Here is a 25,007-nt window from a genome sequence, read left to right as displayed (position 1 = left end):
ACTAAAGTAGGTTAATTTTTTCCCAGCATCTACCGATATATGAACTTGTGAGTTTAAAGAATAAACATATATCGGAGGTAAATCATTTGAGGAATCGTTTGACCAAACCGCTTGCGATCATGCTGTCCTTCTTGCTGCTGATCGTCGGTGCTGCACCGGCGTGGGCTGCAAGTGCTGCCGTTTCGAAAATTGTTCTTTCAGCGAACAGCGGCCAACTGATGGTTGGCGAAACGTTAAAGCTGACCGCTACTGCTATATATAGCGATGCCAAGACATCGGATGTAACGATCAATGCCGATTGGACAAGTGACGACACTTCCATTGCTTCCGTATATAACGGTACAGTTACTGCGAAGTCGGTGGGAACGGCAACGATCGTTGCTATTTTCAAGGACGGGGACGGCAAAGCATTTTCTCAATCCGCTTCCATTACAGTTACCAAGAAAGTGAAAGCATTAACTGCAGATGTTACGAGCCTGAATATCCGCAAGGGAACTCCTGAACAAATTACACTTACAGCAACCTACAGTGATAATACGACTGATAATACCGTGGCGAATGAGGCGGAGTGGACATCCAGCAATTCCGCTGTTGCAACGGTCGTGAATGGAGCAGTAACCGGCGTCGGAGCCGGGACGGCAACCATTACAGGCGTATACGGCAAGCAGACGGTGTCTGTTGAGGTCACTGTGGATGTGGTGAAGCGCATTACACCTAGCACCACGGACGTCTCCCTTCTGCTTAGCGATGGTCCGGAAAAGGTCACGTTGACAGCAACTTTTCCCGACGGAACGACCGAGGACGTAACGGCGAATGCCGAATGGTCCTCCAGTGATGAAACAGTGGCCGATGTGCTGAAAGGCAGCATTACCCCTTATAAGCAGGGAACTGCAGTTATTAAGGCCGAGTACGGAACAAAGACGGTGACCATTAACGTAACCGTCGAAAAAACAAGCAAGCTGACTGTGGACAACGAGGACCTTTACCTCGAAATTGGCGGGGAGAAGCAGCTTAAATTGACGGCTTCTTATCCTGAGTCCGCTGCCAAGGATGTTACGGCTGATGCTCAGTGGACATCGAGCGATGAGAGCATTGCCAGCGTGTATAAAGGTAAAGTCACCGGCAACAAAGCAGGAGCAGCAACGATCACTGCCAAATACGGGGACAGAACGGTAACGATCAAGGTAAGCGTGGAGGTTGCCCGCTATCTTGATTTTAATCAAAGCCAGATTAATCTTGATTCTGTTGGCGGGAAACAGCAGCTGGAACTGACCGCGACGTTTGCGGACGGTACCCGCAAAAATGTGACAGCAAGCGCTTCTTATACGTCCAGCAGCCCATCCGTAGCGGATGTGAAGGACGGCTACGTGATCGGGTATAGCACAGGTACGACGACAATTACTGCAAGCTATGGCACACAGACGGCCACTCTGCCTGTAAAGGTGGGCCAGGTCAACAAGCTGAGCGTGGATAAGTCCGAAGTCTATCTGGCTGTCAAAGGCACTCATCAGCCTGTATTGAAGGATGAAAATGGAACTGATGTTACGAGCCAGGCAACGTGGACATCCAGCAACGAGGATATTGCCTATGTGTCCGATGGAGGACTGATCACGGCTTATAACTCCGGGACCGCCACAGTTACAGCGACATATGGTGGTAAAACGGCCAGCATTACCGTAAATGTAGAGACGGCATCCCATTTGGACATTGGCAGCTCGAAAATTTCCATGTCCGTGAACGGGCAGCCTGTTCAATTGACAGCCAAGGTAACCTATACGGACGGATCGACAGAGATCGTAACGGATAGCGCGACATGGACATCCGATAATGACAGTATTGTATATGTGAATAATGGCAAGCTGATGGCTTACAACAAAGGGACTGCGGTCATTACCGCCACCTACAACGGCAAAACAGCCACAGTTACCGTTACAGTAGGAGAACCTTCCAAGCTGGAGGTAAAATCCAAGTCGGTTGTTCTCGATATTGATGATACGTACCAGCAGCAGTTGACGGTAACCTACAAAGATGGAACGACGGAAGATGTAACGAATGAAGCGGAATGGACCACAAGCAGCGCCAAAGCTGCTACGGTGGATTCTTCAGGCTTAATCACAGGTATGGCCGAGGGCGAAGCCACTATAACTGCAACCTATGGAAGTCTGAAAGCGACCGTTAAAGTGGAAGTAGGCCTTGCCTCTGAGCTAGAGGCTGATAAGTTTCTGATCGTGATGTCTGCCGGAGATGAGTCCGAACAGATTACGCTCACAGCAACGAATTCGAAGGGCGATAAACGAAACGTAACGAAAGACGCGGAATGGTCTTCTAGCAGTACGGCGATTGCTTCCGTCAAAGACGGTAGTGTCAAAGCCTATAAAAAAGGGAAAGCGACACTTACAGCAAAATATGGCGGACAAAAGATAACCATTAAGGTTGAGGTAGATACAGCAACCAAAATCACAGCATCCGAAGTCACCCTTTCGCTGAAAACCGGTGACACAAGCAGTATTAAGGTTACGGCAACGCTAAGCGACGGAACGACCGCCGATGTGACGAAAAAAGCCGAATGGACAACAGGCAGCTACAAGGTAGCCACCGTGAAGGGCGGCACTGTGACGGCGACCGGGTATGGCAAAACCACTATTACTGCAAAATACGGCGGTAAAACGGTCAAAGTGCCGGTTACAGTGGACGCATTGAAATACCTTGAAACCAGCGAAGTGCTGCTGAACCTAACCGTTGGCCAGCAGGTACAATTAACCGGAACGGCTACGTATGTGGACGGTACGGAGGGGGACGTAACGAAAAAAGGAGTATGGACCTCCGCCAGAATTCTGGTGGCCACGGCCAAAGACGGAGTGATCAAAGGCATCAGCAAAGGCAAAACCAACGTCACCCTGAAGTTTGCAGGCAAGACAGCAAAGATTGTTGTCAATGTGACAGAGAAATAATTGGGTTATGATTAGAAAGGCCGCTCCCGGTGAAACGGGACGGCCTTTTTTGCTGTACTGCACGATGGCGGGTATTGTACGCTGCCGAATCAAGAAGTGGGAACTAATTCTCATCCTTTACATCTGTCTTGCGGCTGCCAGCCAGCGCTTCTGTCATCCGCCGGCCTGTCGGGGTCTGGGCAAGGCCGCCTTTGGCGGTTTCCCGGTGCTGGACAGGCATGGCGCTGCCCACTTCAAGCATGACATCAATGACTTCATCCGAGGGAATGGCGCTGCGTACACCTGCCAACGCCATATCGGCTGCAGCCAGGGCCGTAACGGCCCCGAGCCCGTTGCGCACAATACAGGGGATCTCGACGAGACCGGCTACGGGATCGCAGATGAGGCCGAGCGTGTTTTTCAGGGCCAGACCGACAGCATGAACCGCCTGCTCGGGGGTGCCGCCGCGCAGCTCGACCATGGCGCCTGCAGCCATGCCGATAGCGGAGCCGATCTCGGCCTGGCAGCCTCCTTCGGCGCCGGAGATAAATGAGTTGTTGGCGATCACGTATCCGATGGCTCCCGCCGTGAAGAGACCGCGAACCATATGCTCATCCGTCCATCCGAATCTCTCCTGGGCGCTGATGAACACTCCTGGAATGACACCGCAGGAGCCGGCTGTTGGTGTAGCTACAATCCGGCCCATCGAGGCATTCACCTCGGAGACGGAAAGGGCGTAAGCCATAGCGAGCGCAGAGGCATCTCCTGAGCAGGTTTCTCCCGACCGGAGATAATCCGCCACCCGTTTGCCATCCCCGCCAGTTAAGCCGCTGCGCGACACGGTATTCTCCGTCTGACCGCGGCGCACGGCTTCTTTCATAACCCCATAGTAGTCAGCCATCTGGCTGACTACGTCCTGGACGGGAATGTCTGTTTCTCTGGATTGTTCTTCAATCATTAATGTGCTGATTGTTTTGGACTCCTGCCTGCAGATCTTGCTGATTTCGTGAAGATGACTGAAACGCATAGGTTTTTGCTCCTTTTAATATCGTCTATGGCTGCCGCCTGTTTTTGCTGCGGATATCAATATTTCTCACTTCATACATATGGGTTAGTGATTGCAGCTCTGTGATGACCTGTTCAGGGACAGCGCTGTCCGTCTCAATGGCGGTTAAAGCTTCACCATCACGCCCTTTGCGATCCACATGCATATAAGCGATATTCACCCCCGCCGCCCCGAGCGATGAGGTTACAGCTCCGAGCATGCCCGGCTTATCGGAATGAAGCAGGATCAGAGCGGGGAACTCACCCGTCAAATTGACACGGAACTCATTGAGCTGCTGCACATTTATATTTCCTCCGCCAATGGATGAACCGAGCAGCGTTCGCTTCTCGCTGCCACGCTGCAGCTCAAAACGGACGGTATTGGGGTGGGGAGCAGGAAGACCGCTGGTCGCAAACTCAAAGGTCATTCCGGCCTGCTCTGCCCACTGTTCGGCGTCCGGAATGCGGGCATCATCCGTGTCATAATCAAGCAGCCCACCCAGCAGGGCCAGATCGGTTCCATGCCCTTTGTAAGTATCCGCAAAAGAGCCGTACAGTGTCATTTTGGCATGCTCGGGCACCCCGCCAAGCCAGTGCCGGGCCATGCGGCCAAGACGCACGGCACCGGCCGTATGCGAGCTTGACGGGCCCGTCATGGCCGGGCCGATGATGGAGAAAACATCCTTGAAGCGCACTTATCCATTCCTCCTTAATATGGTGCAGTATTCATTAACTTAAGATCATAGAATTAATAAGATTTCAGAAAGATAAACTTCTTGGCATGAGCTTCTTGAAATCGCAAGAAAAACTACCGCTAAACGCAGTCTGTCTTCTGTGAATGTACATCGATAGACGTTTTTCCTACGAAATATGTAAGCGCAGAAAAAAGGACAGAACAAGGAAAAGTCCCCTTGTCTCTGTCCTTTGTACCTGAGAGTTTCTGACAGGCATGCCCCGTCTTACCCCTTTGGTGGCTAAAAAAACGCTCTCTCCAGAGCTGCGTCAGCTGGCGGTACATGTACCTGAGAGATTAACTGCCGGCCGGGTGCCGTGCAGCTTGCTCCTTCGGTGCCCTGTATCCTAAAAATCGATCAGGTCTCTCCCGTCAGCCTCATCCGCGGCGATATTCAATTCAATGCTTTAAATTAAGAGTAAAGGATAGCTGTAAGCGTGTCAATGCTTACTGGCCCATGACTAGCTCATGACTGCTCATTGGGTCCGTACTTCCAGCTTCCGGGCAATCAGAGACATGCTGTAGTTCACGGCAAAATACAGGAAAGCTGCAAACAGCAGGGCTGGAACAACGAACGACTGGTTCTGAGCGCCCGCAATCTGTGCGCTGTGTGTCAGCTCAGGCAGCGAGATGATGACCGCCAGCGAAGTATCCTTCATCAATGAAATGTACTGGCTGACCAGAGGCGGTATCATGCGCCGCAGCCCTTGCGGGAGAATGATATGCCATAGTGTCTGAATGTAATTCAAACCTGAAGACCGTGCGGCTTCAATCTGCCCTTTGTCGACCGATTTCAGGCCGCTGCGCACAACCTCGGCAATCATGGCCCCTTCGAAAATGGACAAGCCGATGATGGCGGACCATTTCAAATCGACATCAAATCCGAGCGGCTTCAGGACGAGGAACAGGAAATAAATGATGAGCAGTAAGGGCAGATTGCGAATCAGGTCAATAATGGTGGCAGCCGCCTGCGAAATAACAGGAATTCGGGTATAACGTAATATTCCGAATATGATGCCCGCAATCGTGCTGATAACGATGGACCAGATGCCGACTTCCAACGTAAGGAGGAAGCCCTGCAGTATAAATTTTACGTTAGGTCCGGAAAATAACCCTACAAAATCCATAACAAGCTTCCCTCCTTAAGATGTTTTGGCCAGCCGCTTTTCCAGGTACAGCATGATAAAGCTGAGTGGAAGGGTAACGACCAGATATAATAAAGCGGTGAACGCATAAACGCTGACAGGCAAGAATGTCTCCGAATTGATCCGGTCGGACATCAGCATCAAATCCGCGCCGGCAACGACAGCGAGAATGGATGAGTTCTTGAACAGATTGATGAACTGATTGCCCATGGCCGGCAGCGCAATCTTGATGGCCTGCGGCATAATGATATGGATCATCGTTTGATTGTACGTCAAGCCAGACGAACGCCCTGCTTCCATCTGGCCATTGGGCACCGTTTGAATGCCTGCCCGTATGGCTTCCGCTATATAAGCGGCAGTATAAATGGACAATCCAATCGTGCCTGAAGCAAAACCGTCAAGGTTGATGCCGAGGGGGGGAAGGCCCAAATAGAAGATATAGACCGTAATCAACAGCGGAATATTCCGGAAGATTTCCACATAAACGGTCCCAAGCCAATTCAGCGGTTTGAAGGGTGCTATCCGGAAAATGGCAATCAAGGCTCCAAGCAGAAAGCTTGCCACAAGAGCAATCAAGCTGACCTTGATGGTGTTCAGGAAACCTTCCAAGTACAGGTCCCAATAATTGAACAGGACATTAACGTCAAAAGTTAGCATGTGCGGATCACACCTCCGTTAACGGATGGCAAGAAAGAAGGAGCTCGCTGCTGCGGCTCCTTCCGCCATTCTCTTATTCAGGTTTAACGCCAAGCCATTGCTCGTATAGTTTGTCGTATTCGCCGCTTGATTTCAGGTCAGTCAGCGTTTCATTTACCGCCTGCAGCAAATCGGTGGAGCCCTTCTTGACTGCGATGCCGTATGGTTCGTCAGTGAAGTTGCCGCCGACCAGCTGGAAGTTCGGGTCCTGCTGCTGCATGCCAAGCAGAATTGCGTTGTCTGTGGTCAGAGCGTCGCCTTTATTGGCTTTGAGCGCGTTGAAGGCGTCCTGATAATTTTCAAATTCAAGTACTTCGGTATCCGGGGCCTTTTCCCTGATATTTTTTACGGAGGTGGAGCCTTTGACGGCCAGGACGGTTGTACCTTTAGTCAAAGAATCTACGCCGGTAATGGGGCTGCCTTTCGGAACGAGCAGGGACTGGCCTGCTTCAAAATATACGTCACTGAAGTCTACCTGCTGTTTGCGTTCTTCCGTAATAGTCATGGTAGCGACGATCATGTCGATGTCACCGTTTTGCAGAAGCGGAATACGGGTCTTCGAAGTAACTTCCTTCAGTTCAATTTTGGATTCGTCACCGAAAATATGCTTTGCGACTTGTTTTGCGATATCCACGTCGAAGCCTTCGATTTCACCGGTGCTTGTGTTTTTCAGGCCGAACAGCTTCGTGTCGCTCTTAACGCCGACAACGAGCTTGCCGCGTGCCTTGATAGCCTCCAGCGCACTTTCCGCTTTCCCGCCGGACTCACCGGAAGAACCGGTAGTTGTGTCGGATGAACCATTGTTGCCGCATGCGGCGAGTACCAGAGCGAAAGAGAGGGCAAGCAGTAAAAGTGCATTCCATTTCAAAGCTTTTTTCATGAACATGAACCCCTTTCAAGCTTATATATTTAGTGGTTGATCAAACGGCTAAGGAACGTGCGTGCGCGTTCTTCACGCGGCTCGGCAAAAAACTCGGCCGGTGTGCTGTCTTCCAGGATTTGACCCTGATCCATGAAAATGACCCGGTCGGCAACCTCGCGGGCAAAGCCCATTTCATGGGTTACAATAACCATTGTCATACCGTCATGGGCAAGAGAGCGCATGACATCAAGCACTTCGCCAATCGTCTCGGGGTCGAGAGCTGACGTCGGCTCATCAAATAGCATAACCTTGGGCTTCATGGCAAGCCCCCTTGCGATGGCGACACGCTGCTGCTGCCCCCCGGACAACTGGGATGGGTAGCTCTGTGCCTTGTCTTCAATGCCGACCCGCTTCAAATAAGTCATGGCTGTTGCGGTGGCCTCCGATTTGGATACCCCCAGCACCTTGGTCGGAGCAAGTACGATGTTATCGATCACCCGCTTATGCGGATAAAGATTAAAGTGCTGGAACACCATTCCGATGTTGCGGCGGAATTTGTTGATGTCCACTTTCTTGTCATGAAGAGCCACTCCGTCGACAAACAGCTCGCCGCCGGAGATCGTCTCCAGACGGTTCATGCAGCGGAGCAGCGTGCTTTTGCCGGAACCGGAAGGACCGATAATAACAACAACTTGGCCCTCTTCGATCGTCAGGTTAATGTCTTTTAGGACTTGAAAGCTGCCGTAATGTTTGTTGACGTTCCGAAACTGAATCAGAACGAGCCCCCCTTTATCTGTGTTAAGCTCCAGGTTCAGTAGTTAGTGTCTATGCGCCTCATATTAATAATATGTTTGTAAAATAAACCCATTTTTGTTATGTGAGCTAATAGAACACATAGATAATAGTTAATTAATGATACAATGATATTATGGGGAATTCAAGAATTTTCTGTGAAGAAAGATAACACAAGATCAAGATATGGAAGCATAAGCATATAGTAAAGGGAGTATAGTATTCCACGACTGCCGCGTGACAAATGCATGTAAGTGTTTTACAGTAGAGGAAGCGTTTCAGTTTGAATAAGGCTATATTTTAATAAAGGAAGGTAATTATTATGAGTAAACCTATTTCCCCGCTGGTGGCGGCATTACATATGGAACCGCATCCTGAAGGCGGATGGTACAAGGAAATGTGGAAGGCCAATTTCCAAATTCCGAAACCGGTGCTGCCGGATGCGTATTCCGGTCCCCGCTTTGCGGCGTCCTCCACGTATTTCCTGCTCCATCCCGGTGAATTTTCCGAGTGGCATGTAGTGCACTCCGATGAGCTCTGGCTGTATCACAGCGGGAGCCCCATTGAGCTGAAGCTGGGCGGCAGCGGCGAAGAGCCTGGCGAGGAAACGGTCATTATTGTAGGTGCTGACGTAGAGAAGGGAGAATCCCCGCAGGCGCTTGTTCCGGGAGGCGTATGGCAGACAGCCCGTCCGCTCGGCGATGAGCCTGTGCTCGTTACTTGCGTGGTGGCCCCGGGTTTCCATTTTGATGATTTCAAGCTGTATTCCCGTCCGCAGGAATGACATATTAATCTGAATTGGAGTTAAGAAAAAGGGACTGACGCATGGTCTGGGGACTGGCGGAAAGTCCCTTTTTTGCCATGAACCGAAACTTCTTGCTGCAGAAGTTGGTTGATAATGAAGGCTGCAGTTTGGGATTTTTGCCGTACGATGATAATATGGTGCCAAAGGGTATTTTCAGTTATAGGGGCACTATTTGGAGGATAGATCATGGCAAAACCGAAACAGAAAAGACAGACGAAAAAAGCGGCCACCTGGTCGCTTGTCATAATGGGGGCGGGATTTGCGGCATCCCTTCCATTTCAGCAGTACGGCGCTGTGCGCCTGCTGGCAGGTGCATTCGAGGCCGGAATGGTTGGCGGTCTGGCGGACTGGTTCGCCGTTACGGCGCTGTTCCGCCATCCGCTGGGCATTCCGATTCCGCATACGGCGCTGCTTCCCAAGAACCGGAGCAAGCTGACAGATGCGCTGGTGAGCACGGTGGAGAATAATCTTTTGAATAAAGAAAGCATCGCGGCCAAAATCAGGGATATTCAGCTGGCCGAAATGCTGCTGAACGGGGCGGAGCAGGCGCTTGCATCCCCAAAAGCGGCGGAGGCCATCGATACGCTGGCGAAACGGCTCGTCAGCCGACTGCCGTTGGACAGTATGGCTCCTGTCATTACAGAGGAAATCCGCAGGCAGATTACATACCTGGATGCGGGCGCACTGCTCGAATCGCTGGCCAAGCAGACATTTGAACATGGTTATGATCAGAAGGCGCTGGATTATGCGCTCGAGCAGGCGGAATCTTGGCTGGTGAAGCCAGAGTCCGTCATGACACTGGGAACGATGGGGATGCAGGCCATTTCGGGCTTGCAGCTAAGCGGGCTGATGCAGTTCGCGGTCAATGCGTTTCTTGGCTACCTTAATGAGGAGCGCATGGGGGAAATGATCCGCCAGTTTCTGCTGGCAAGAGTATATGAACTGCAGATGGAGCATCATCCACGACGGGATGCCCTGCTGACAGGCTTGCAGGGACAGATTGAGAAGCTGGCGTCGGACAGCGCGGTTCATACCAGACTGAATGATTGGAAAAATGAACAAGCCGCCTCCTGGAAGGGGGAAGAAATGGTGCTGGGCAAGCTGGAAGAGCTGCGCAGCCGCCTGCTGGCCTATATGGAAGACGGGACTTATGTACAGACGCATATCCTTCCGCTGTGTGCGCGGCTGCTTGAGGATCTTCACAAGGACGAGGAGCTGCTCGATCAGGTAAACGAGCAGATTATCTCGGCCATTACCGGACTGGTGGAGAGGAACCACAGCCGGATCGGCGATCTGGTCAGAGAAAATGTGGAGAAGATGGATAATGCCACACTGATTGCGCTTATGGAAGACAAGCTGGGACAGGATCTGCAGTGGATTCGTATCAACGGGGCGCTGACCGGCTTTTTGATCGGTATCGTGCTTACGGGAATTCGCATGCTTGTAGAGTAGAATGAGCGACTCTCCTTTTGTCCGTTCTGAGGCGCTCCAAAAACGAATCGTTCCTGCAATAGCTGTTGCCCCCGAATTTCCGTGATTATATTCTTAATCGGATGAAATTCGGGGACAAAGGCGAACGCTGCCGCTTATCCGGAATCGCTTCGTTCTTTCCGCTGCTGTGTGCATATCCCTCTGCCTTAACAAGAAAAGGAATCGCCCATTGGTGATTTTGGTTAGATAAAAGTCAAAGAACCTCAAATCTCACTATTAAGTGGGAAACGAGGTCCTTTTTTCATCCAGATATAACACTAAGTGGGCTTATGAAATCATAAATTGACTTATGGGTCAGCCCCTAAGTATTTCGCTGTATGTGTATATCTCTGCTATCGCCGGTTCCTTAATACACGGAGAAGGGCCGCAATGGATAATACAAGGGCAGCAATACTGATCACAAGCGTGGCGGTTTGCACTCCGGAAGAGGCTGGTGCCGCTTCTGCTGCGGGAGCTGCTTGTGAGGAAGCAGCGCTGTTGTCAGCACCAGTCTGCTCTCCTTCATTGGTACCGGCTGAACCAGGTGCACCATCATGTCCTGTTTTGGCATCGCTATCCCCGCTTTGCTTCTCCGCTGCTGTGGGCTCCGCCGTCACGGTCGTCACGGAATGAGGAAGGTCGGACCCTTCGTCGCCTGTCCATTCAACGATGCTTCCGTCCTTATAATACTGGAAGGCATCCCAGGCAACCTTTGTTTCCGCGGACGGATTTACGGCCACAAAGCTGAAGCGCTGGTACTGGCCAGCCAGGATCCCATCCCCTTCAGCGGTCCAGGTCACGGTTTTGACGTTCCCGGCGTCATCGGCTGTTGTGCTGACCTTCCAGCCTGGTACCGGTTCATATTGCTTGAACTCCACGCCCTCCGGAATTTTTAGGGCTACTTTCGTGGTAGCCACATCCTTTTCGACAGGCACCTTGATCGTATAGGTTTCCCAGGCCTCCGGCTGCGAGACGGAAGGGGAGACAGTGACATGCGCGCTGGCAATGCCGGCGAACAGCAGCACCCCCGCTACGGCTGTGGAAAAAACCGAGGATAATTTCATAAACTTCTTTTTGAATGGCCGATAGTGCATATTCATCAGTTTAATTCTCCTTTTAAAATTCAAATTTAAGGCTGCTGCCCTGAAGTTTGAGAAGATACTGCCGGCTCTTCAGGGGTCGTGTTACGGACCGGCAACAGGAAGCTCAAAATCCGCATCGATGGAATCGAGGGAGCCGGTCAGCGCATGCACCCGCACGGTCCAGGTGCCTGAGGCCGCCAGCAGCTCACTGGCCTTGAAAGGCTGGGCGGCCTGGCCGGGAATGACGATTTCCTGGCTTTGTCCGCCGCCGGCCTCAGGGGTCAGCGTCAGCGTTACCTGCTGAATGCCGGCAACAGGCTCTCCGCCCTTATCGCGGAACCAGACCTGGAAGCTGTTGCTTCCTACTCTGGCCGGATCAACAGCCAGCTCGACCGTATAGCTGCCGGCAGCGGCTGTCTGCCGGAAGGGGCCGCCTTCCGCACCGGTCTCTGCCTCCACTGTCGGGGACAGATGGGTGAGCAGTGCGGCCAGCAGCAGCACGAGGATACCTACGGAGAGCTCCCAGCGGCCGGCAGCTCCGTTCTGTTCGTGACCGGCCGGCCGGCGGACAAGCCGGAACTGGTAAGCGGCGAAGGCAAGCATGACGATGAGCAGTGCTGTTTTGCCCAGCAGCGTATAGCCATAGCCCGTTGTAACAAGCGCGTCAAGCGAAGGCAGGTACATCAGAGCGGTATAGATGCCTGTCGCGAGCAGGGCTGCCGCTGCCGTCATGCCCCACCCGGCAAAGCGCCGCATCGTCTCGTTCCGGATGCGCCCGCTCTCCGCGGCGGGAAGCTGCCGCGTGGCCGACGGCAAGTACAGGATCATGGCAGCGATCGCGCCAATCCAGAAGGATGCAGCCACCAGATGAACGAAGTCGGCGGTGATGGTCAAAGCCGGGATTGGGGCCGCCGCCGCATGGCCTGTGAAGGCTTTAGCCAGCATGACGCCGAGGATCAGGATGACCGCTGCATGGGACCACAACAGCCGCTTGCGCTCAGGCTGGCTATAGTCAAAAACGTACAGCAGCAGTACGCTGAGCAGCAGCAGGATCATGACCTGGACAAACCAGACCTTGCCTGCAGTTGTGAACTGAAGGGCTTCGCCGATTAACGCCGGGGAAAAGGCGCGGGCTACTGGCACCCCGGCATCCCAGGAGACCTGCAAGGGCAGGCTGACCAAGACCGCCGCAGCGGTTATGGCAAAGCCAGTCCAGATCAGCGCCTGCAAGCGAGCCACCCCCGCCTTCAACCAGGGATTGTCGCTCTCGTTATGGCTGCGCCACACGTAAAGCCGGAAGCACAGCAGCCCGAACAATAGGGACAAACCCGCATAGAGCAGCCAGCGTACGGCAACAAGATCAGGGCGGGCCAGGGGAGAGGGGGCGGCAGCTCCGGTTCCGCTCGGCATCTCACCCGCAGTGCCGATCTGGAAAGGAATAACCCCTTGAATAGGGTGTCCGTCGGCGGACAGCACTCGCCAGGTTATGGTATAAACGCCGTCCGGTATACTGGACTTCAAGCTGGCTGTAACCACCGCAGCATCGCCTGGGGACAGCGCTGCGTCTCCTGTATCCACTCTTGAGCCGTCAGTGCCCCTCACCTGTACGGACAGAAATGCGGGCTGCAACTGCTCACTGAAGGTCATCTCGACGCTGGTGGGCGGCTCGTTGAGCACCTCATTGGCGGCAGGATTGGAGTCCACAAGTGAAGCGTGAGCCCAAGCCATATGCGGAAACAGAAAAAGCAGCGCCAAACCAAGGCCCGTAAAGCCGGCTCTCAACACGGCTCGAATGCTGCGGTTCATAGATGCACCTCCGGAAAATATTTCGATATGTAATCTCGATGAATGTTCATTATAGTATTTCGTAAAAAAGGGGACATCCCCACATCGGGCTATATCCCGCTTGAATTATGGATGCAAATATGACGGAAATATGAAAAATATCACATACAGGTAGAGAAGTACCGTTTTCTTCCTGATCATTCTTTATTATTGACGAACCGAGGGAGCAACAATTAGCGATGCACCGGATCGTTGGTGCCTGTCAGACAAAATTTTCATTCATCAGTGGTATCGCGGAGCATTATGAAAGTCGGAAATCTGAACTGGACAGGCACGGATCTGTGCCTGTCTGCTTAGCTGCGGGGCCGCATACTGCGGTCGACCAGTCCCTGTTCCAGGGCGTAACGTGTGAGCTGGACGCGGTTTTCGAGCTGTAATTTGTGCAGGATGTTTTTTAAATGATTTTTGACGGTCTGCTCCGAGATGCCGAGCCCTTCCCCGATTTCTTTGTTCGTCTGTCCGGATGCCACCCAGTTCAGGATTTCCCGTTCGCGGGGTGTCAGACTTTGGCCTGCTGCCGTCCGTTTCGGAGGGGCCGGGAATTCCTGCAAAATGCGGTATGCCAACTCCTGACTCAACGGCGCTTCGTCACTGACTACAGCCCGCAGGTACTCCAGCCAGGTGGAGGGGGACAGGTTTTTCAGCAAATACCCCTGCGCCCCCCGTTTCAACGCTTCGAATAAATGGGCTGCATCGTCGGATACGGTGATGATTACAATTTTTACGTATGGAAAACGCATCTTGATCAGTCCGGTCGCCTCCAACCCGTCCATATCCGGCATGCGGATATCCATCAGGATTAAATCCGGCATCAGCTCCTCTGTCATGCGAAGAGCCTGCTCTCCGCCGGACGCCTCCCCGATGATCTCGAAAGCCCCGTCTTCCGCCAGAATATCGGAGATGGCCTCACGCGCATGGGCCGAATCGTCCGCGACCAGCACTCTTGTTCTATTCATTGGGCTTGTCCCCCTTTTGAAATTTTCATCACGGTCCTATCGTTGTGCCGTTCAAATGAGAACGCCCATCCCATCTGCTCCGCGCGTTCCCTCGTAATGCGCAGCCCGTACCTGTCCGCCCTGTCCAGCGGGTCGCTCGCGAAGCCGCGGCCGTTATCTTCGACGACCATTCTCCAGCCCTGCTGCTGTCCATCCTGGATGCCGCGGATGCTGATCAGGCTGGCCTGGGCATGCTTGCGGGCGTTCAGCAGCGCTTCCCGGATGCAGGCGAGCAGCTCGGCCTGTTCACGAGCCGTCAAAGCTTCATCAGCAATGTCCCACTCCACGGCGGCCTGCGGGTAAACATCATCGGCTGTCTCCCGGACCCGGTGCAGCATAGAGGGAAGAACCGTCCGGTCCGGATAATGTGGAAGATCGCGCAGGTTGGAGATGGACTGCCTGACGTATCTGTCCACCTCATGCAGCGTTTTGCGGATTCCGCTCCAATGTGATGAATCTGCGGCGGAGCCGATGCTGCGTTCGGCTTTATCGATTTTGACGGACAGCAGAAACAGCGACTGAGCAATGCCGTCATGCAGCTCGCGTGCAAGCATTTCTCTGGCCTGCAGCACATCCTTGGCAGCACGTTCCCGTTCAAGCTCGGCTCTGGATGCCTCCATGAGGGTGAACAGGCGCCTGAGCAGCGTTACACTGATGACAAACATAATGACTGGAGTCAGCCAGTTGCCTGTCTCCATCGAAATGAAAGGCAACAGATACTGATGCCTCACATACTCCCACAAGCCGACAGTAATGGTTGGAATGATAAGAATCATCCATTTGAGTCGTCTGTATTTCATATATTCTCCTTAAGTCCAGCTTTTTCTTAAATTATATGTGTTCACGACGGCTAATCCCAGGCAGCAAAACAAAAACCCCCGCCGAAGAGTGTAAAGCGGGAGCTATTGAAGCGAACGGATATGGGATGAGGACAGATAAGAGCCTTTGATATAACGGATAAAAATACGGGTAAGCTCGGGATCAAATTGCGTTCCGGAGCAGGCGCGCAGCTCTTCCAGTGCCTGCTCGAACGTTTTCGTCTGCTGATAAGGCCTTTCCGACGTCATCGCGTCAAAGGAATCGATAATCGTAAGCATCCTGCACAGCAGCGGGATCTCATCCCCCGCGAAGCCGTAAGGATAACCGGTACCGTCATATCGCTCATGATGCAGCTCGATGAACGGAATCAGCTCTTCAAAGCGTGCGTTTGCTTCAACGATCCGTCTGCCCCAGGTAACATGCCCCTTCACGAGTGTCCATTCTTCAGGGGTGAGCTTTTCTTTTTTGTTCAGGATATCCCAGGGAATTTCCAGCTTTCCGATGTCATGGATCAGTGCGCCGAGTACGAAACGACGCTTTTCTTCCTGTCCCAGCCCAAGCACTTCACTGATATCCATAGCGTATTTGAATACACGTTTGGAATGCTTAAAGGTATTGATATCCTTGTACAGAAACAGGCTGAGCTGCTGCTCAATGTCCCTGATTTCCTGGGCGAGGTCAATTTCACGCTCCGCCTCATTGTAGCTGCCGAACAGATGGACTACGTTTTTCCCCTGACGCTTTGCATAATACAAGGCCTTGTCAGCCTGGTCGACCAGCTGGGATTTATCATAAATACCGGCCTGATATTCGGAAATGCCGGCCGAGAAGGACAGGCACCCGTGCGGGAAAATCTCCACCCCTTCATAATGCGAATCGTTCAGCTTCTTACGGATGCGATTGATCACCTCATAGGCCTGTTCGGCAGAATATCCCGGCATCAACAGGGTGAATTCCTCTCCGCCGTATCTGGAGGCGGTTATTCTGGTGTTCTCCGTTTCCTTCTTTAACAGGTTTCCCAAAAATCCGAGCAGCTGATCTCCCTTCAGATGGCCGAATTGATCGTTGTACTTCTTGAAGTCATCGATATCTATTAAGGCAAGAGACAGGGGAAGCTTGTCTTTTCTTGCGGTCTTGAGCTCGGATTCGAGCGCATTTTCAAAAAAACTGTGATTATACAAACCCGTTCGGCGGTCCACAATGGACTTTTCTTCCACATCCCTGAACATATCAAACAGCTTCTTGAAGGCATGTGACAGCAGCATGCTCAGTCCCAGGAACAGCACCAGCCCCAGAATACCGTTGTGATAAATAAGCACGGTTAGCACCAGCGACAGAATCAGGGTGCAGAGGTACACAAGCAAAGATTCGGCGACGAAAGCCCGCCGCAGCTGCTTTAGCGATCCTTCGTAGGCCAAGTAGAAGTATAGCCCCAGGGTGAAGGTATTTACCGCAAAATAGCTGAGCATGGACAAAACATAAGCGATGATATAACCGTCATCAAGCGGTCCCTGAGACCCTCCTGCCCATTGAAAAACGGAGGCTGCTGAAAAAATTGACAAAGCGTAAATGGAAAAATTGATAAAATGCTTCCACCAGGAAAGCTTGTAATCCCGGATCGCCGCAATCACGCTCGTCAGCAGCAGGATGAAGATGGCGATTTCGCTGCCGTGCACGAATATGCAGGCAAGATATACGGACGAGTCCATGGACTGCTTGTTGCTTGCGGGCGGTAGCTGAAAAGTGAAGTACTCAAGGATAAGCACGGCTCCCAGCATGGAATAGACGGTAACCCATTCCAAGGAAGAATACTGCAAAAAGGACCACTTGTTCGTATATGCAAATACTGCGGCACCAGCGAGGCATATCACAAAAGTGTAGATGCCGGTAGGCGTGATGCGCTGATGGAGAGATTTCAATAATCCCATGGGTATTATTCTCCTGCCTTGTTAGGGGGTCTTGATGTTTAACATATCAGGGTCTGTCCGAAAAATCTACTTCATTTGCGATGATGAGGGCGGAAATCGGCGTTGGAGGAGGGGAATACACGAAAAAACAGGCCGGTTCCGGCCTGTCTGGGTAAATGGATCCAAATCATTAACCGCCAATCTTGTATCCGGAAGTCAGAGCGATAACAACGGAAGCGATAATAACGGCATTTACGACAATGCGTGAATATTTGATATTTTTCATCATGTTCTCCCTCCCTTCACCGTAGTATGCTGTATGTTAGGCATGATGCGGATTCACCTGTTCATTCACTTTTTTCTTTTTGACAACCATGACGCTCTGAATGAAGAGAAATATGCCAACATTCATGACGACGTCGCCAACGCTGATCACCTGGGTGCGGGGATAAGGGGCAGACAGAGGGATGATATCTCCCAGAAATGAAAGTCGGGTGCTTTCATTCATCATAAAGTGCTTGGATACGGCATCTCCGGACTGCAGCAGCTCGACATAATAAGGACCCAGTACGGAGGAAGCGTCCAAAGATACCGGCATGCGCCCGCCGTTGACAGCCATAACGAGAAAATTCAGGAACACGCCGACCAGGATGAGCCAGAAGCCGGAATGACGTCTGTTCAGCCAGAGGAATACAAGTCCTGCCACATATACGGCCATAAACAAATAACCGTTAATGGAAGCCAGAAAGGCGGAGCTTTCCTGGAAATAAAAAATGCCAAACTGAACGAGCAGCAGCATAGGGAAGATCCAGCCCGCCGTCAGCCGGATATTGCTTAATCCCGTCAAGCCCTGACGAAATCCGCCTCTGAACAGGCCGACAATCAAGCCGAGCAGCACTCCATCATATACCATAGCGTATCCCCCGTAACATGTTTTGTATTAGTGATGATACAACGTGAGCGGATTCAACAAAATCCTTCAAAATAACTCTTAATTTCTTACATTTTTGCGCAAAACAATTTGTTGACAAGTGAGAATAAAACGCGAATTTTCGCAGAAAATGAAATAATGTGGATACTATGCCGTAATAAAGTAAAGCGGAATGGGTAATTTCTACTGTTTTTATGGATATTTTTGGCTGGAGGACAGACCGCATTTAGCGGAAGTTTTTTTTCAATATCAGGATGACTATTCCAGGGAGTTTATACTTTTGCTGATATCTAAAAAAATGGGTTTGACATACCCCGTGGGGGTATATTATGATGTGTGTACAACATATTGGGGGAGGGAACAGCCAGTGAAGCAGCCTGAAATGGAAACAGATGTGATGCAGGCTGAAGGCGGTGTCCATGCTTGCGGCCACACTGACGGCGGCGAAGAGACGGCGGTCAGGCGCAGCCATCATTCTCCTGAACTGAAGAACAGCTTGACATCCCGGTTGAACCGGATTGAAGGACAGATCCGCGGCATCAAGGGATTGATTGAGAAAGACACATATTGCGACGATGTGTTGAATCAGATTGCGGCTGTTCAATCTGCTTTGAACGGAGTCGGCAAGCTGCTGCTTGAGGGACACATGAAGAGCTGTGTGATCGAACGCATACAGGCGGGAGAAAATGAAGTTATTGATGAGCTTTTGGTTACTGTAAAGAAACTGATGAAATAAATACCCGGGGAGGAAATGAACAATGACACAAGTTAAGCTGAATGTAGAGGGCATGTCCTGCAACCATTGCGTTAATGCTGTGGAGAAAGCCGTAAAAAATGCAGGGGGCAATGCCAAAGTCGATCTTGCTTCCAAGACCGTGGAGGTTGAATTTGATGAGAATAAAGCAACGCTGAAGGCAATTAAGGATGCTATAGAAGATCAGGGCTATGATGTAGTTTGAAACAAGAAGGGCAGACACCGGGCCTTTGGCAAAAACGATGGGGGAGCTTCAGGCAGTGGAGCTCCTTCTTTAAGGAAGGAATTATACCCCATGGGGGTATTTGAGATAGAGGAGGAAGATGGGAAATGAGCGCACAAGCGGAAGAAAGGGAGCAGACAACGCTTCATATTACAGGCATGACGTGTGCGGCTTGCGCCACCCGGATTGAAAAAGGGCTTAGCCGGATGGAAGGAGTAGCGGAGGCGAATGTCAATCTGGCTTTGGAGCAGGCGACGGTAACCTTTGATCCGGAGGTCACGAATCTTCAGGGCTTGCGTGATAAAATCGGCTCTCTCGGTTACGGGACGGCCGTGGAACAGGCGGATTTTGATATTACCGGAATGACCTGCGCCGCCTGTGCGACCCGGATCGAGAAGGGATTGTCGAGAATGTCTGGCGTGACCTCGGCCAGTGTAAACCTGGCGCTGGAAACTGCGCATGTGGAGTATATGCCGGGTACGGTCAGCAGCGGGGACATTGTGAAAAAGGTGGAGCAGCTTGGCTATGGTGCAGTGCCCCAGGCGGAAGGCACGGATATCTCCGATGTGCGCCGGCGCGAAATCCGGCGCAAGCAATGGAAGTGGATGATCTCCGCTATCCTGTCGCTGCCGCTGCTGTGGGCGATGGTAGGGCACTTCAGCTTCACCTCCGGCATCTATGTGCCTGAGCTGTTTATGAATCCATGGTTCCAGCTCATCCTGGCGACACCCGTGCAGTTCATTATCGGCTGGCAGTTCTATGTGGGCGCATTCAAAGCACTGCGCAGCGGCAGCGCCAATATGGATGTGCTTGTGGCGCTCGGGACCTCCGCCGCTTACTTCTACAGCCTTTACCTCACCCTGGAGTCAGTTGGAATGCACGGACACGGCCAGGTTGAAATGTATTATGAGACCAGCTCGGTTCTCATTACGCTGATTCTGGTAGGCAAGTGGTTTGAGGCCGTGGCGAAGGGCCGGTCCTCCGATGCCATTAAAAGCCTGATGGGGCTGCAGGCACGCACGGCCCGTGTTGTAAGGGACGGACAAGAACTGGATGTGCCTGTCGAGCAGGTGGTGGTCGGTGATATCCTGATCGTGCGTCCGGGAGAAAAGGTTCCGGTTGACGGAGAAGTCATGGAAGGACGCTCGGCGGTGGACGAATCGATGCTGAGCGGGGAAAGTCTGCCGGTCGAGAAACAGCCGGGCGATCCGGTAACCGGCGCGACCCTCAATAAGAACGGGCTGTTGAAGATCCGCGCGGCTCGTGTAGGCGCGGACACCACGCTGGCGCGTATTATCAGGGTGGTAGAGGAAGCGCAAAGCTCCAAAGCTCCGATTCAGCGGATTGCGGATGTCATCTCGGGCATTTTTGTCCCGATTGTCGTGGGCATCGCGCTGGTGACCTTTGCGATCTGGTACTTCTTCGCTACACCGGGTGATTTTGCAGGCTCGCTGGAGAAGGCGATTGCCGTGCTGGTCATCGCTTGTCCGTGCGCGCTGGGGCTTGCTACGCCGACATCGATTATGGCAGGCTCGGGGCGGGCGGCCGAATACGGCATCCTGTTCAAGGGCGGAGAGCACCTTGAAGCGGCACGGAATATTCGTACGGTGGTGCTGGATAAAACGGGCACCGTTACGAACGGCAAACCGGAGCTGACGGACATGATTCCCGCGTCCGATATGCCGGAAGAGCGTTTGCTCCGCCTGCTGGGAGCTGCGGAGAAGGGGTCGGAGCATCCGCTGGCAGAAGCCATTGTCGCCGGGATTGCGGCCCGCTCCGTGGAGCTGCCGGAGGCTTCCGCCTTTGAGAGCATCCCGGGTTATGGCGTCAGGGCTGTTGTTGAGGGCAGCACGGTATTGGCAGGCACGCGCAGACTGATGGAGCGGGAAAATGTGCAGCTTGATCAGCAGGTAGGCGAGATGATGGAGCAGCTGGAAAGCAGCGGCAAGACGGCCATGATCATTGCCGTGGATGACCGGTATGCAGGACTTGTCGCTGTAGCCGACACGATTAAGGATACTTCGCGCGAAGCCGTGTCCCGTCTGCATGAAATGGGGGTCGAGGTGCTGATGATCACCGGCGACAACGAGCGGACGGCGCAGGCGGTGGCGGAGCAGGCCGGAATCCGGCGTGTGCTGGCCGAAGTGCTGCCGGAAGGAAAGGCGGATGAGGTGAAAAAGCTGCAGCAGCTTGGCGGTTCAGTCGCCATGGTCGGTGACGGCATTAACGATGCGCCTGCTTTGGCTACGGCGGATGTCGGCATGGCCATGGGCACGGGCACGGATGTGGCGATGGAGGCGGCGGATATTACGCTGATGCGCGGCGATTTGAACAGCATACCGGACGCGATCATGATGAGCCGCCGCACGATGGCCAATATCAAGCAGAATCTGTTCTGGGCTTTAGCCTACAATGTCATCGGCATTCCGATTGCAGCGCTCGGGTTCCTGGCGCCGTGGCTGGCGGGAGCGGCGATGGCGTTCAGCTCGGTCTCGGTGGTGCTGAACGCGCTGCGGCTGCAGCGGGTGAAGCTGTGAGGGGGCGTATCATTAACCCCTGCACAAGACAACTTGTAGTCTTAATACTTTCAGATTTCCGCAAAAGCTCAGGTTTTCGAGCCGATATTTCGCCTGCCAGAAATCTAACGGGTGTAGCAGCCGCTATTTTACGAAAAAAGACCTTTTCTAAATTCTAGCGGCTGTGACTGCTGTTATTTTGCTTAATCTAGACGAAAATGCCCCGGTCAAGCATAAATAAGCTCCATGGCAACCGCTATAATTTGAAATCAACGTTCTTGGAACCATTAGCGGTTGTGGCACCCATTAGAATAGTTTGTGGTTAGAAGTGTACCTTGTCAGACTTGTTGAAGCGAGGGCTGCACTTCTACAGCTCTGACGAAGCCCGTGTTTAGTTGCTTTGCGGCAGCAAACATGGGCTTTGCTGCTGTGTTTTGACTTAAGTACAGAGGGAAAACTGCAATGATTTTACCTTGTAAATTTAATATGAAAATTACATAAAAATATTGACATAGAGTTTCAGAACTAATATATTTTAAACAAACGTTTGATTTAAACGGTTGATTAAATAAAATTTGGAGGATGAAATATGCTTACAGCATTAAAGCTTTATTTTCGCAAGCCGATGACTATCGTTGGCATTATTACCGCTCTGATGTTCCAGATCATTTTCAGTGTTATCTGGATGACCGCATATAGTGGAGTAACCGAACGCAGCAGCAATCTGAAAATTGCCATAGTCAACGAGGATTCGGACACAGGCAAGACGATTGCCCAAGAGTTGGAAGGCAAATTGCCTTTTCAAATCGTAACCGGACTGACGGCAACGGAAGCGCAAAAGCGCCTCAATGACAGGGAATTGCAGATGGTGATGGAGATACCGGCGGATTTTACAGCCCGGCTGACATCACCAACGGAGAAGGCGGAAATCCGGTACACCATCAATGAAGCCAACCCGATGACGATTAAGAGCATCATGCAGGGCGTTGAGCAGAGCGTGACTGCCACGATCAACAGCCAGGCGGCCGAGCATGGAACGGAGGCGATACTTACCCAAGCCAATATGCCTGCGGCTGCAGCGGAACAAACGGCCCGTTCGTTAACCGGGAAAGTGGAATCGCATGTCACGTCTATTCACCCGGTGAACGGGATGAACAACCAAATGGTGCCGATGATGATGGTTCTGGCTACGTTTGTGGGCTCCATGATCATGGGGCTTAATCTTCAGCAGTCCACAATGGCGTTGGGTAATCAGGCCGGAAAATGGAGTAAATTTGGTGCACGTGTGCTGATTAATGTGGGATCTGCGCTGGTAGTTTCACTTGTCGGGACGGCCTTGATCACCGTGTTGGGAGGGCAGATGGAACAGGGCTTCGGGCTGCTGTGGCTGTATGAGGCGCTTCTGATGCTGACCTTTATGTTCTTCACCCAAATGTTCCTGATTGTATTCGGCATGCCGGGCATGTTCTTCAACATCACCATGCTGTCCATCCAGCTTGTATCCTCGGGAGCGATGGTGCCGCGTGAAATGTTGAATGGCTTCTATCAGCACCTCGGAGCGTTTTTACCGGCCACCTATGCGGTCAATGGGATTATGAGCCTGCAGCTGGGAGGTCCGGGCGCCGGCCATGCGGCAGGAGTGCTTGCACTCATTCTGGCCGTATGTCTGGCGGTTGCCCTTCTGGCAACAGCTCTGAAGAGAAAGCCGGCAGCGGCTCCCGCGGTAATGCCGGAGACTGCATAAAAAGCGGGGGGCGAATCTCCTTGGGGAGCTATGCTTCCCGAGGACCGCTTGATTCCCCTTTAGCAAAGCTACATAATAGGGACTAGCATATGACGAAGGGGATCAGGGGAAAATGACGCAGACGGAACCGGATATCAAAATGCGCATCTTGCTGGCGGCCAAAAAGCTGTTTGCCCAGCACGGGTACGACGGAACAAGCGTGCGGCAGATTTGTGAGGAGGCGTGTGCCAACATTGCGCTGGTATCCTACCACTTCGGGGGAAAAGAGGGCGTATATCAGGCGGTATTTGAGCACTTTTTTCCCGTTAAGGAGCTGAAAAGTGTAAATTTCGCCGATCTGGACCCCATCGAAGGTATTCGTCTGCTGGTTTCACGCATTATTCGATTGACTTACCAGGATCGGGAGCTTAGCTTTATGATCCAACAGGAAATGTTGCTGCGCTCGCCACGCAGGCAGATGGTCATGAATGTTCTGGTCGAAGTCTGGGGGCAGGTAAGATCGCTGTTGCTCAGGGGAAAGGAAGAAGGAGTATTTTCCTTCGGTTCGGCAACCAATGCCCTGGTCATGGTGATGAGTGTGGCTTTGTCCCACAAACATATGGTCAATTTTGAAGATGTGTTTGATGATGAGAAGACAGGAGTCGACATTATCGCTGCAGAAGCGGTACGGTTTATCTTTTTAGGACTAGGGGTGAAGGAAGCATGAACGAAACGCTGTCCGTTTTGATGAACCATAAATCAATCCGTAAATTCAAAGAGGATGAGGTTTCGCAGCAGCAGCTGGCATCCATCGTGGCTGCGGCGCAAATGGCGTCATCCTCCAGCAATGTGCAGGCTTATTCGGTCATTGCGGTAACGGAGCCTGGGCTGAAAAAGCAGCTTGCCGCGCTGGCCGGAGGTCAGGCGTATGTGGAGCAGTGTCCTGTGTTCCTCGTCTGGTGCGCCGATCTGTACCGCTTGAAGCGCGTGACGGAGCAGCATAAGCCCGATCAGACCTCCTATGAGGATTCAACGGAAAATTTCATCGTCGCCACGATCGACGCCGCGCTGGCAGCCCAGAATGCAGCCATTGCCGCGGAGTCGATGGGCCTGGGAATTGTCTATATTGGAGGCATTCGCAACAATATTGCCGAAGTAGCTGAGCTGCTTGGTCTGCCTGAGCTGGTCTATCCGGTGTTCGGCATGTGCGTGGGCGTGCCTGACCAGGAGCCTGGGCTGCGCCCTCGTCTGCCGCAGGCTGCCGTGCTGCATATGAACGGCTACGATCCCAACCAGACAATGGAGCAGGTGAAATTGTATGACGAGACGATGAGCCGCTATTTGTCTGAGCGTACGGGCGGTGAACGGACGACCCCGTGGTCCGAGATTATGGCCGTGCGGTTGACCGAACCGGTGCGTCTTCACATGAAGAGCTTTCTTGAGCAAAAGGGATTTCTGAAGCAGTGAGGTGCAGCGGGACGAACCGCGTCAGTCTGCAATGAATAAAGGGGCAGCTCCGGTTATCTGTGATGACTTAGGGGACTGCCTCTTATGCTAGATGCGGTTTGTCCTCTTTAGAAAGTACGTCGATTGACGTATTCTTAAACGCGCCAGAATAGGTTAAAAATGCTTACTAAGCTTGCAGGAAAATATTTTTAATTCAGTCTGCAAAAATTTGCTTGAAATCAAGAGATGTTCAAATTACAATGGACAAAACGGAAATCATTTACACATA

The 25,007-nt window shown here is 52.3% G+C and carries 21 protein-coding genes and 1 riboswitch; of the genes, 9 read left to right on the top strand and 12 right to left on the bottom strand.

Features of this window, described 5'->3' with window-relative positions; translation table 11 throughout:
• Positions 1–86 precede the first annotated feature (86 nt).
• The gene (locus tag ACE5KN_RS25815; protein WP_375526344.1) at positions 87–2,951 is read left to right on the top strand and encodes an Ig-like domain-containing protein; all 2,865 of its coding nucleotides are present in this window, start codon (positions 87–89) and stop codon (positions 2,949–2,951) included.
• A 103-nt stretch (positions 2,952–3,054) separates the two neighbouring features.
• Here the strand turns inward: ACE5KN_RS25815 and sdaAA are convergent, their stop codons facing one another.
• The 6 genes from sdaAA to ACE5KN_RS25785 all read right to left on the bottom strand — a co-directional run bounded on the left by sdaAA (position 3,055) and on the right by ACE5KN_RS25785 (position 8,186).
• Positions 3,055–3,957: an L-serine ammonia-lyase, iron-sulfur-dependent, subunit alpha gene (gene sdaAA, locus ACE5KN_RS25810; RefSeq protein WP_375526343.1), complete on the bottom strand. Its 903-nt coding sequence runs from the start codon at positions 3,955–3,957 to the stop codon at positions 3,055–3,057.
• 25 nt (positions 3,958–3,982) lie between these two features.
• Entirely contained in the window at positions 3,983–4,669 is a 687-nt protein-coding gene (sdaAB, locus tag ACE5KN_RS25805; protein WP_375526342.1) for an L-serine ammonia-lyase, iron-sulfur-dependent subunit beta, read from the bottom strand.
• Between the two features lie 305 nt (positions 4,670–4,974).
• Positions 4,975–5,089, bottom strand: a riboswitch (glycine riboswitch).
• Between the two features lie 94 nt (positions 5,090–5,183).
• Positions 5,184–5,834: an amino acid ABC transporter permease gene (locus ACE5KN_RS25800; RefSeq protein ID WP_375526341.1), complete on the bottom strand. Its 651-nt coding sequence runs from the start codon at positions 5,832–5,834 to the stop codon at positions 5,184–5,186.
• Positions 5,835–5,849: 15 nt separating this feature from the next.
• Positions 5,850–6,509 carry an amino acid ABC transporter permease gene (locus tag ACE5KN_RS25795; protein WP_375526340.1) on the bottom strand — a complete coding sequence of 220 codons (660 nt, stop codon included), beginning with the start codon at positions 6,507–6,509 and terminating at the stop codon, positions 5,850–5,852.
• 73 nt (positions 6,510–6,582) lie between these two features.
• Positions 6,583–7,428, bottom strand: a complete 846-nt coding sequence (locus ACE5KN_RS25790; protein WP_375526339.1) for an ABC transporter substrate-binding protein — start codon at positions 7,426–7,428, stop codon at positions 6,583–6,585.
• Between the two features lie 29 nt (positions 7,429–7,457).
• A complete protein-coding gene (locus ACE5KN_RS25785) occupies positions 7,458–8,186 on the bottom strand; it encodes an amino acid ABC transporter ATP-binding protein (RefSeq protein ID WP_375526359.1) in 729 nt (242 codons plus the stop codon).
• Positions 8,187–8,524: 338 nt separating this feature from the next.
• Between ACE5KN_RS25785 and ACE5KN_RS25780 the strand changes: the two genes are divergently transcribed.
• Together ACE5KN_RS25780 and ACE5KN_RS25775 are read left to right on the top strand one after the other, a co-directional pair.
• Complete coding sequence (locus ACE5KN_RS25780; protein WP_375526338.1) at positions 8,525–8,986, top strand: cupin domain-containing protein; 462 nt, start codon at positions 8,525–8,527, stop codon at positions 8,984–8,986.
• Positions 8,987–9,193: 207 nt separating this feature from the next.
• Positions 9,194–10,459 (top strand): DUF445 domain-containing protein, encoded by a 1,266-nt coding sequence (locus tag ACE5KN_RS25775; RefSeq protein WP_375526337.1) that lies wholly within the window; start codon positions 9,194–9,196, stop codon positions 10,457–10,459.
• A gap of 371 nt (positions 10,460–10,830) precedes the next feature.
• Here the strand turns inward: ACE5KN_RS25775 and ACE5KN_RS25770 are convergent, their stop codons facing one another.
• The 6 genes from ACE5KN_RS25770 to ACE5KN_RS25745 form a co-directional block, all read right to left on the bottom strand.
• Positions 10,831–11,577: a YcnI family copper-binding membrane protein gene (locus tag ACE5KN_RS25770; RefSeq protein WP_375526336.1), complete on the bottom strand. Its 747-nt coding sequence runs from the start codon at positions 11,575–11,577 to the stop codon at positions 10,831–10,833.
• Positions 11,578–11,661: 84 nt separating this feature from the next.
• A complete protein-coding gene (locus ACE5KN_RS25765) occupies positions 11,662–13,365 on the bottom strand; it encodes a copper resistance CopC/CopD family protein (RefSeq protein ID WP_375526335.1) in 1,704 nt (567 codons plus the stop codon).
• A gap of 332 nt (positions 13,366–13,697) precedes the next feature.
• Positions 13,698–14,360 carry a response regulator gene (locus ACE5KN_RS25760; protein WP_375526334.1) on the bottom strand — a complete coding sequence of 221 codons (663 nt, stop codon included), beginning with the start codon at positions 14,358–14,360 and terminating at the stop codon, positions 13,698–13,700.
• Positions 14,357–15,199, bottom strand: coding sequence for a sensor histidine kinase (locus ACE5KN_RS25755; protein ID WP_375526333.1), 843 nt, complete (start codon positions 15,197–15,199; stop codon positions 14,357–14,359). The genes ACE5KN_RS25760 and ACE5KN_RS25755 overlap by 4 nt, the downstream gene beginning before the upstream one ends.
• Positions 15,200–15,301: 102 nt before the next feature.
• Complete coding sequence (locus ACE5KN_RS25750; protein ID WP_375526332.1) at positions 15,302–17,146, bottom strand: bifunctional diguanylate cyclase/phosphohydrolase; 1,845 nt, start codon at positions 17,144–17,146, stop codon at positions 15,302–15,304.
• 301 nt (positions 17,147–17,447) lie between these two features.
• The gene (locus ACE5KN_RS25745) at positions 17,448–18,038 is read right to left on the bottom strand and encodes a DUF5317 domain-containing protein (RefSeq protein WP_375526331.1); all 591 of its coding nucleotides are present in this window, start codon (positions 18,036–18,038) and stop codon (positions 17,448–17,450) included.
• Between the two features lie 415 nt (positions 18,039–18,453).
• On the opposite strand from ACE5KN_RS25745, the gene ACE5KN_RS25740 reads away from it, so the two are divergent.
• The 6 genes from ACE5KN_RS25740 (at position 18,454) to nfsA (ending at position 24,739) form a co-directional block, all read left to right on the top strand.
• The gene (locus ACE5KN_RS25740) at positions 18,454–18,792 is read left to right on the top strand and encodes a metal-sensitive transcriptional regulator (RefSeq protein WP_375526358.1); all 339 of its coding nucleotides are present in this window, start codon (positions 18,454–18,456) and stop codon (positions 18,790–18,792) included.
• Positions 18,793–18,814: 22 nt separating this feature from the next.
• Positions 18,815–19,015: a copper ion binding protein gene (locus ACE5KN_RS25735; RefSeq protein WP_355325708.1), complete on the top strand. Its 201-nt coding sequence runs from the start codon at positions 18,815–18,817 to the stop codon at positions 19,013–19,015.
• A gap of 125 nt (positions 19,016–19,140) precedes the next feature.
• Positions 19,141–21,570, top strand: coding sequence for a heavy metal translocating P-type ATPase (locus tag ACE5KN_RS25730; RefSeq protein ID WP_375526330.1), 2,430 nt, complete (start codon positions 19,141–19,143; stop codon positions 21,568–21,570).
• Between the two features lie 568 nt (positions 21,571–22,138).
• Positions 22,139–23,293, top strand: coding sequence for a YhgE/Pip domain-containing protein (locus ACE5KN_RS25725; protein WP_375526329.1), 1,155 nt, complete (start codon positions 22,139–22,141; stop codon positions 23,291–23,293).
• Between the two features lie 112 nt (positions 23,294–23,405).
• Positions 23,406–23,999, top strand: coding sequence for a TetR family transcriptional regulator (locus tag ACE5KN_RS25720; protein WP_375526328.1), 594 nt, complete (start codon positions 23,406–23,408; stop codon positions 23,997–23,999).
• Complete coding sequence (gene nfsA / locus ACE5KN_RS25715) at positions 23,996–24,739, top strand: oxygen-insensitive NADPH nitroreductase (RefSeq protein ID WP_375526327.1); 744 nt, start codon at positions 23,996–23,998, stop codon at positions 24,737–24,739. Before ACE5KN_RS25720 ends, nfsA begins: the two co-directional genes overlap by 4 nt.
• Positions 24,740–25,007 lie beyond the last annotated feature (268 nt).

Origin of the sequence: Paenibacillus terreus (genome assembly GCF_042138595.1) — a bacterium.
Classification (GTDB): domain Bacteria; phylum Bacillota; class Bacilli; order Paenibacillales; family Paenibacillaceae; genus Paenibacillus; species Paenibacillus terreus.
This window is presented reverse-complemented; position numbering and strand designations above follow the sequence as displayed.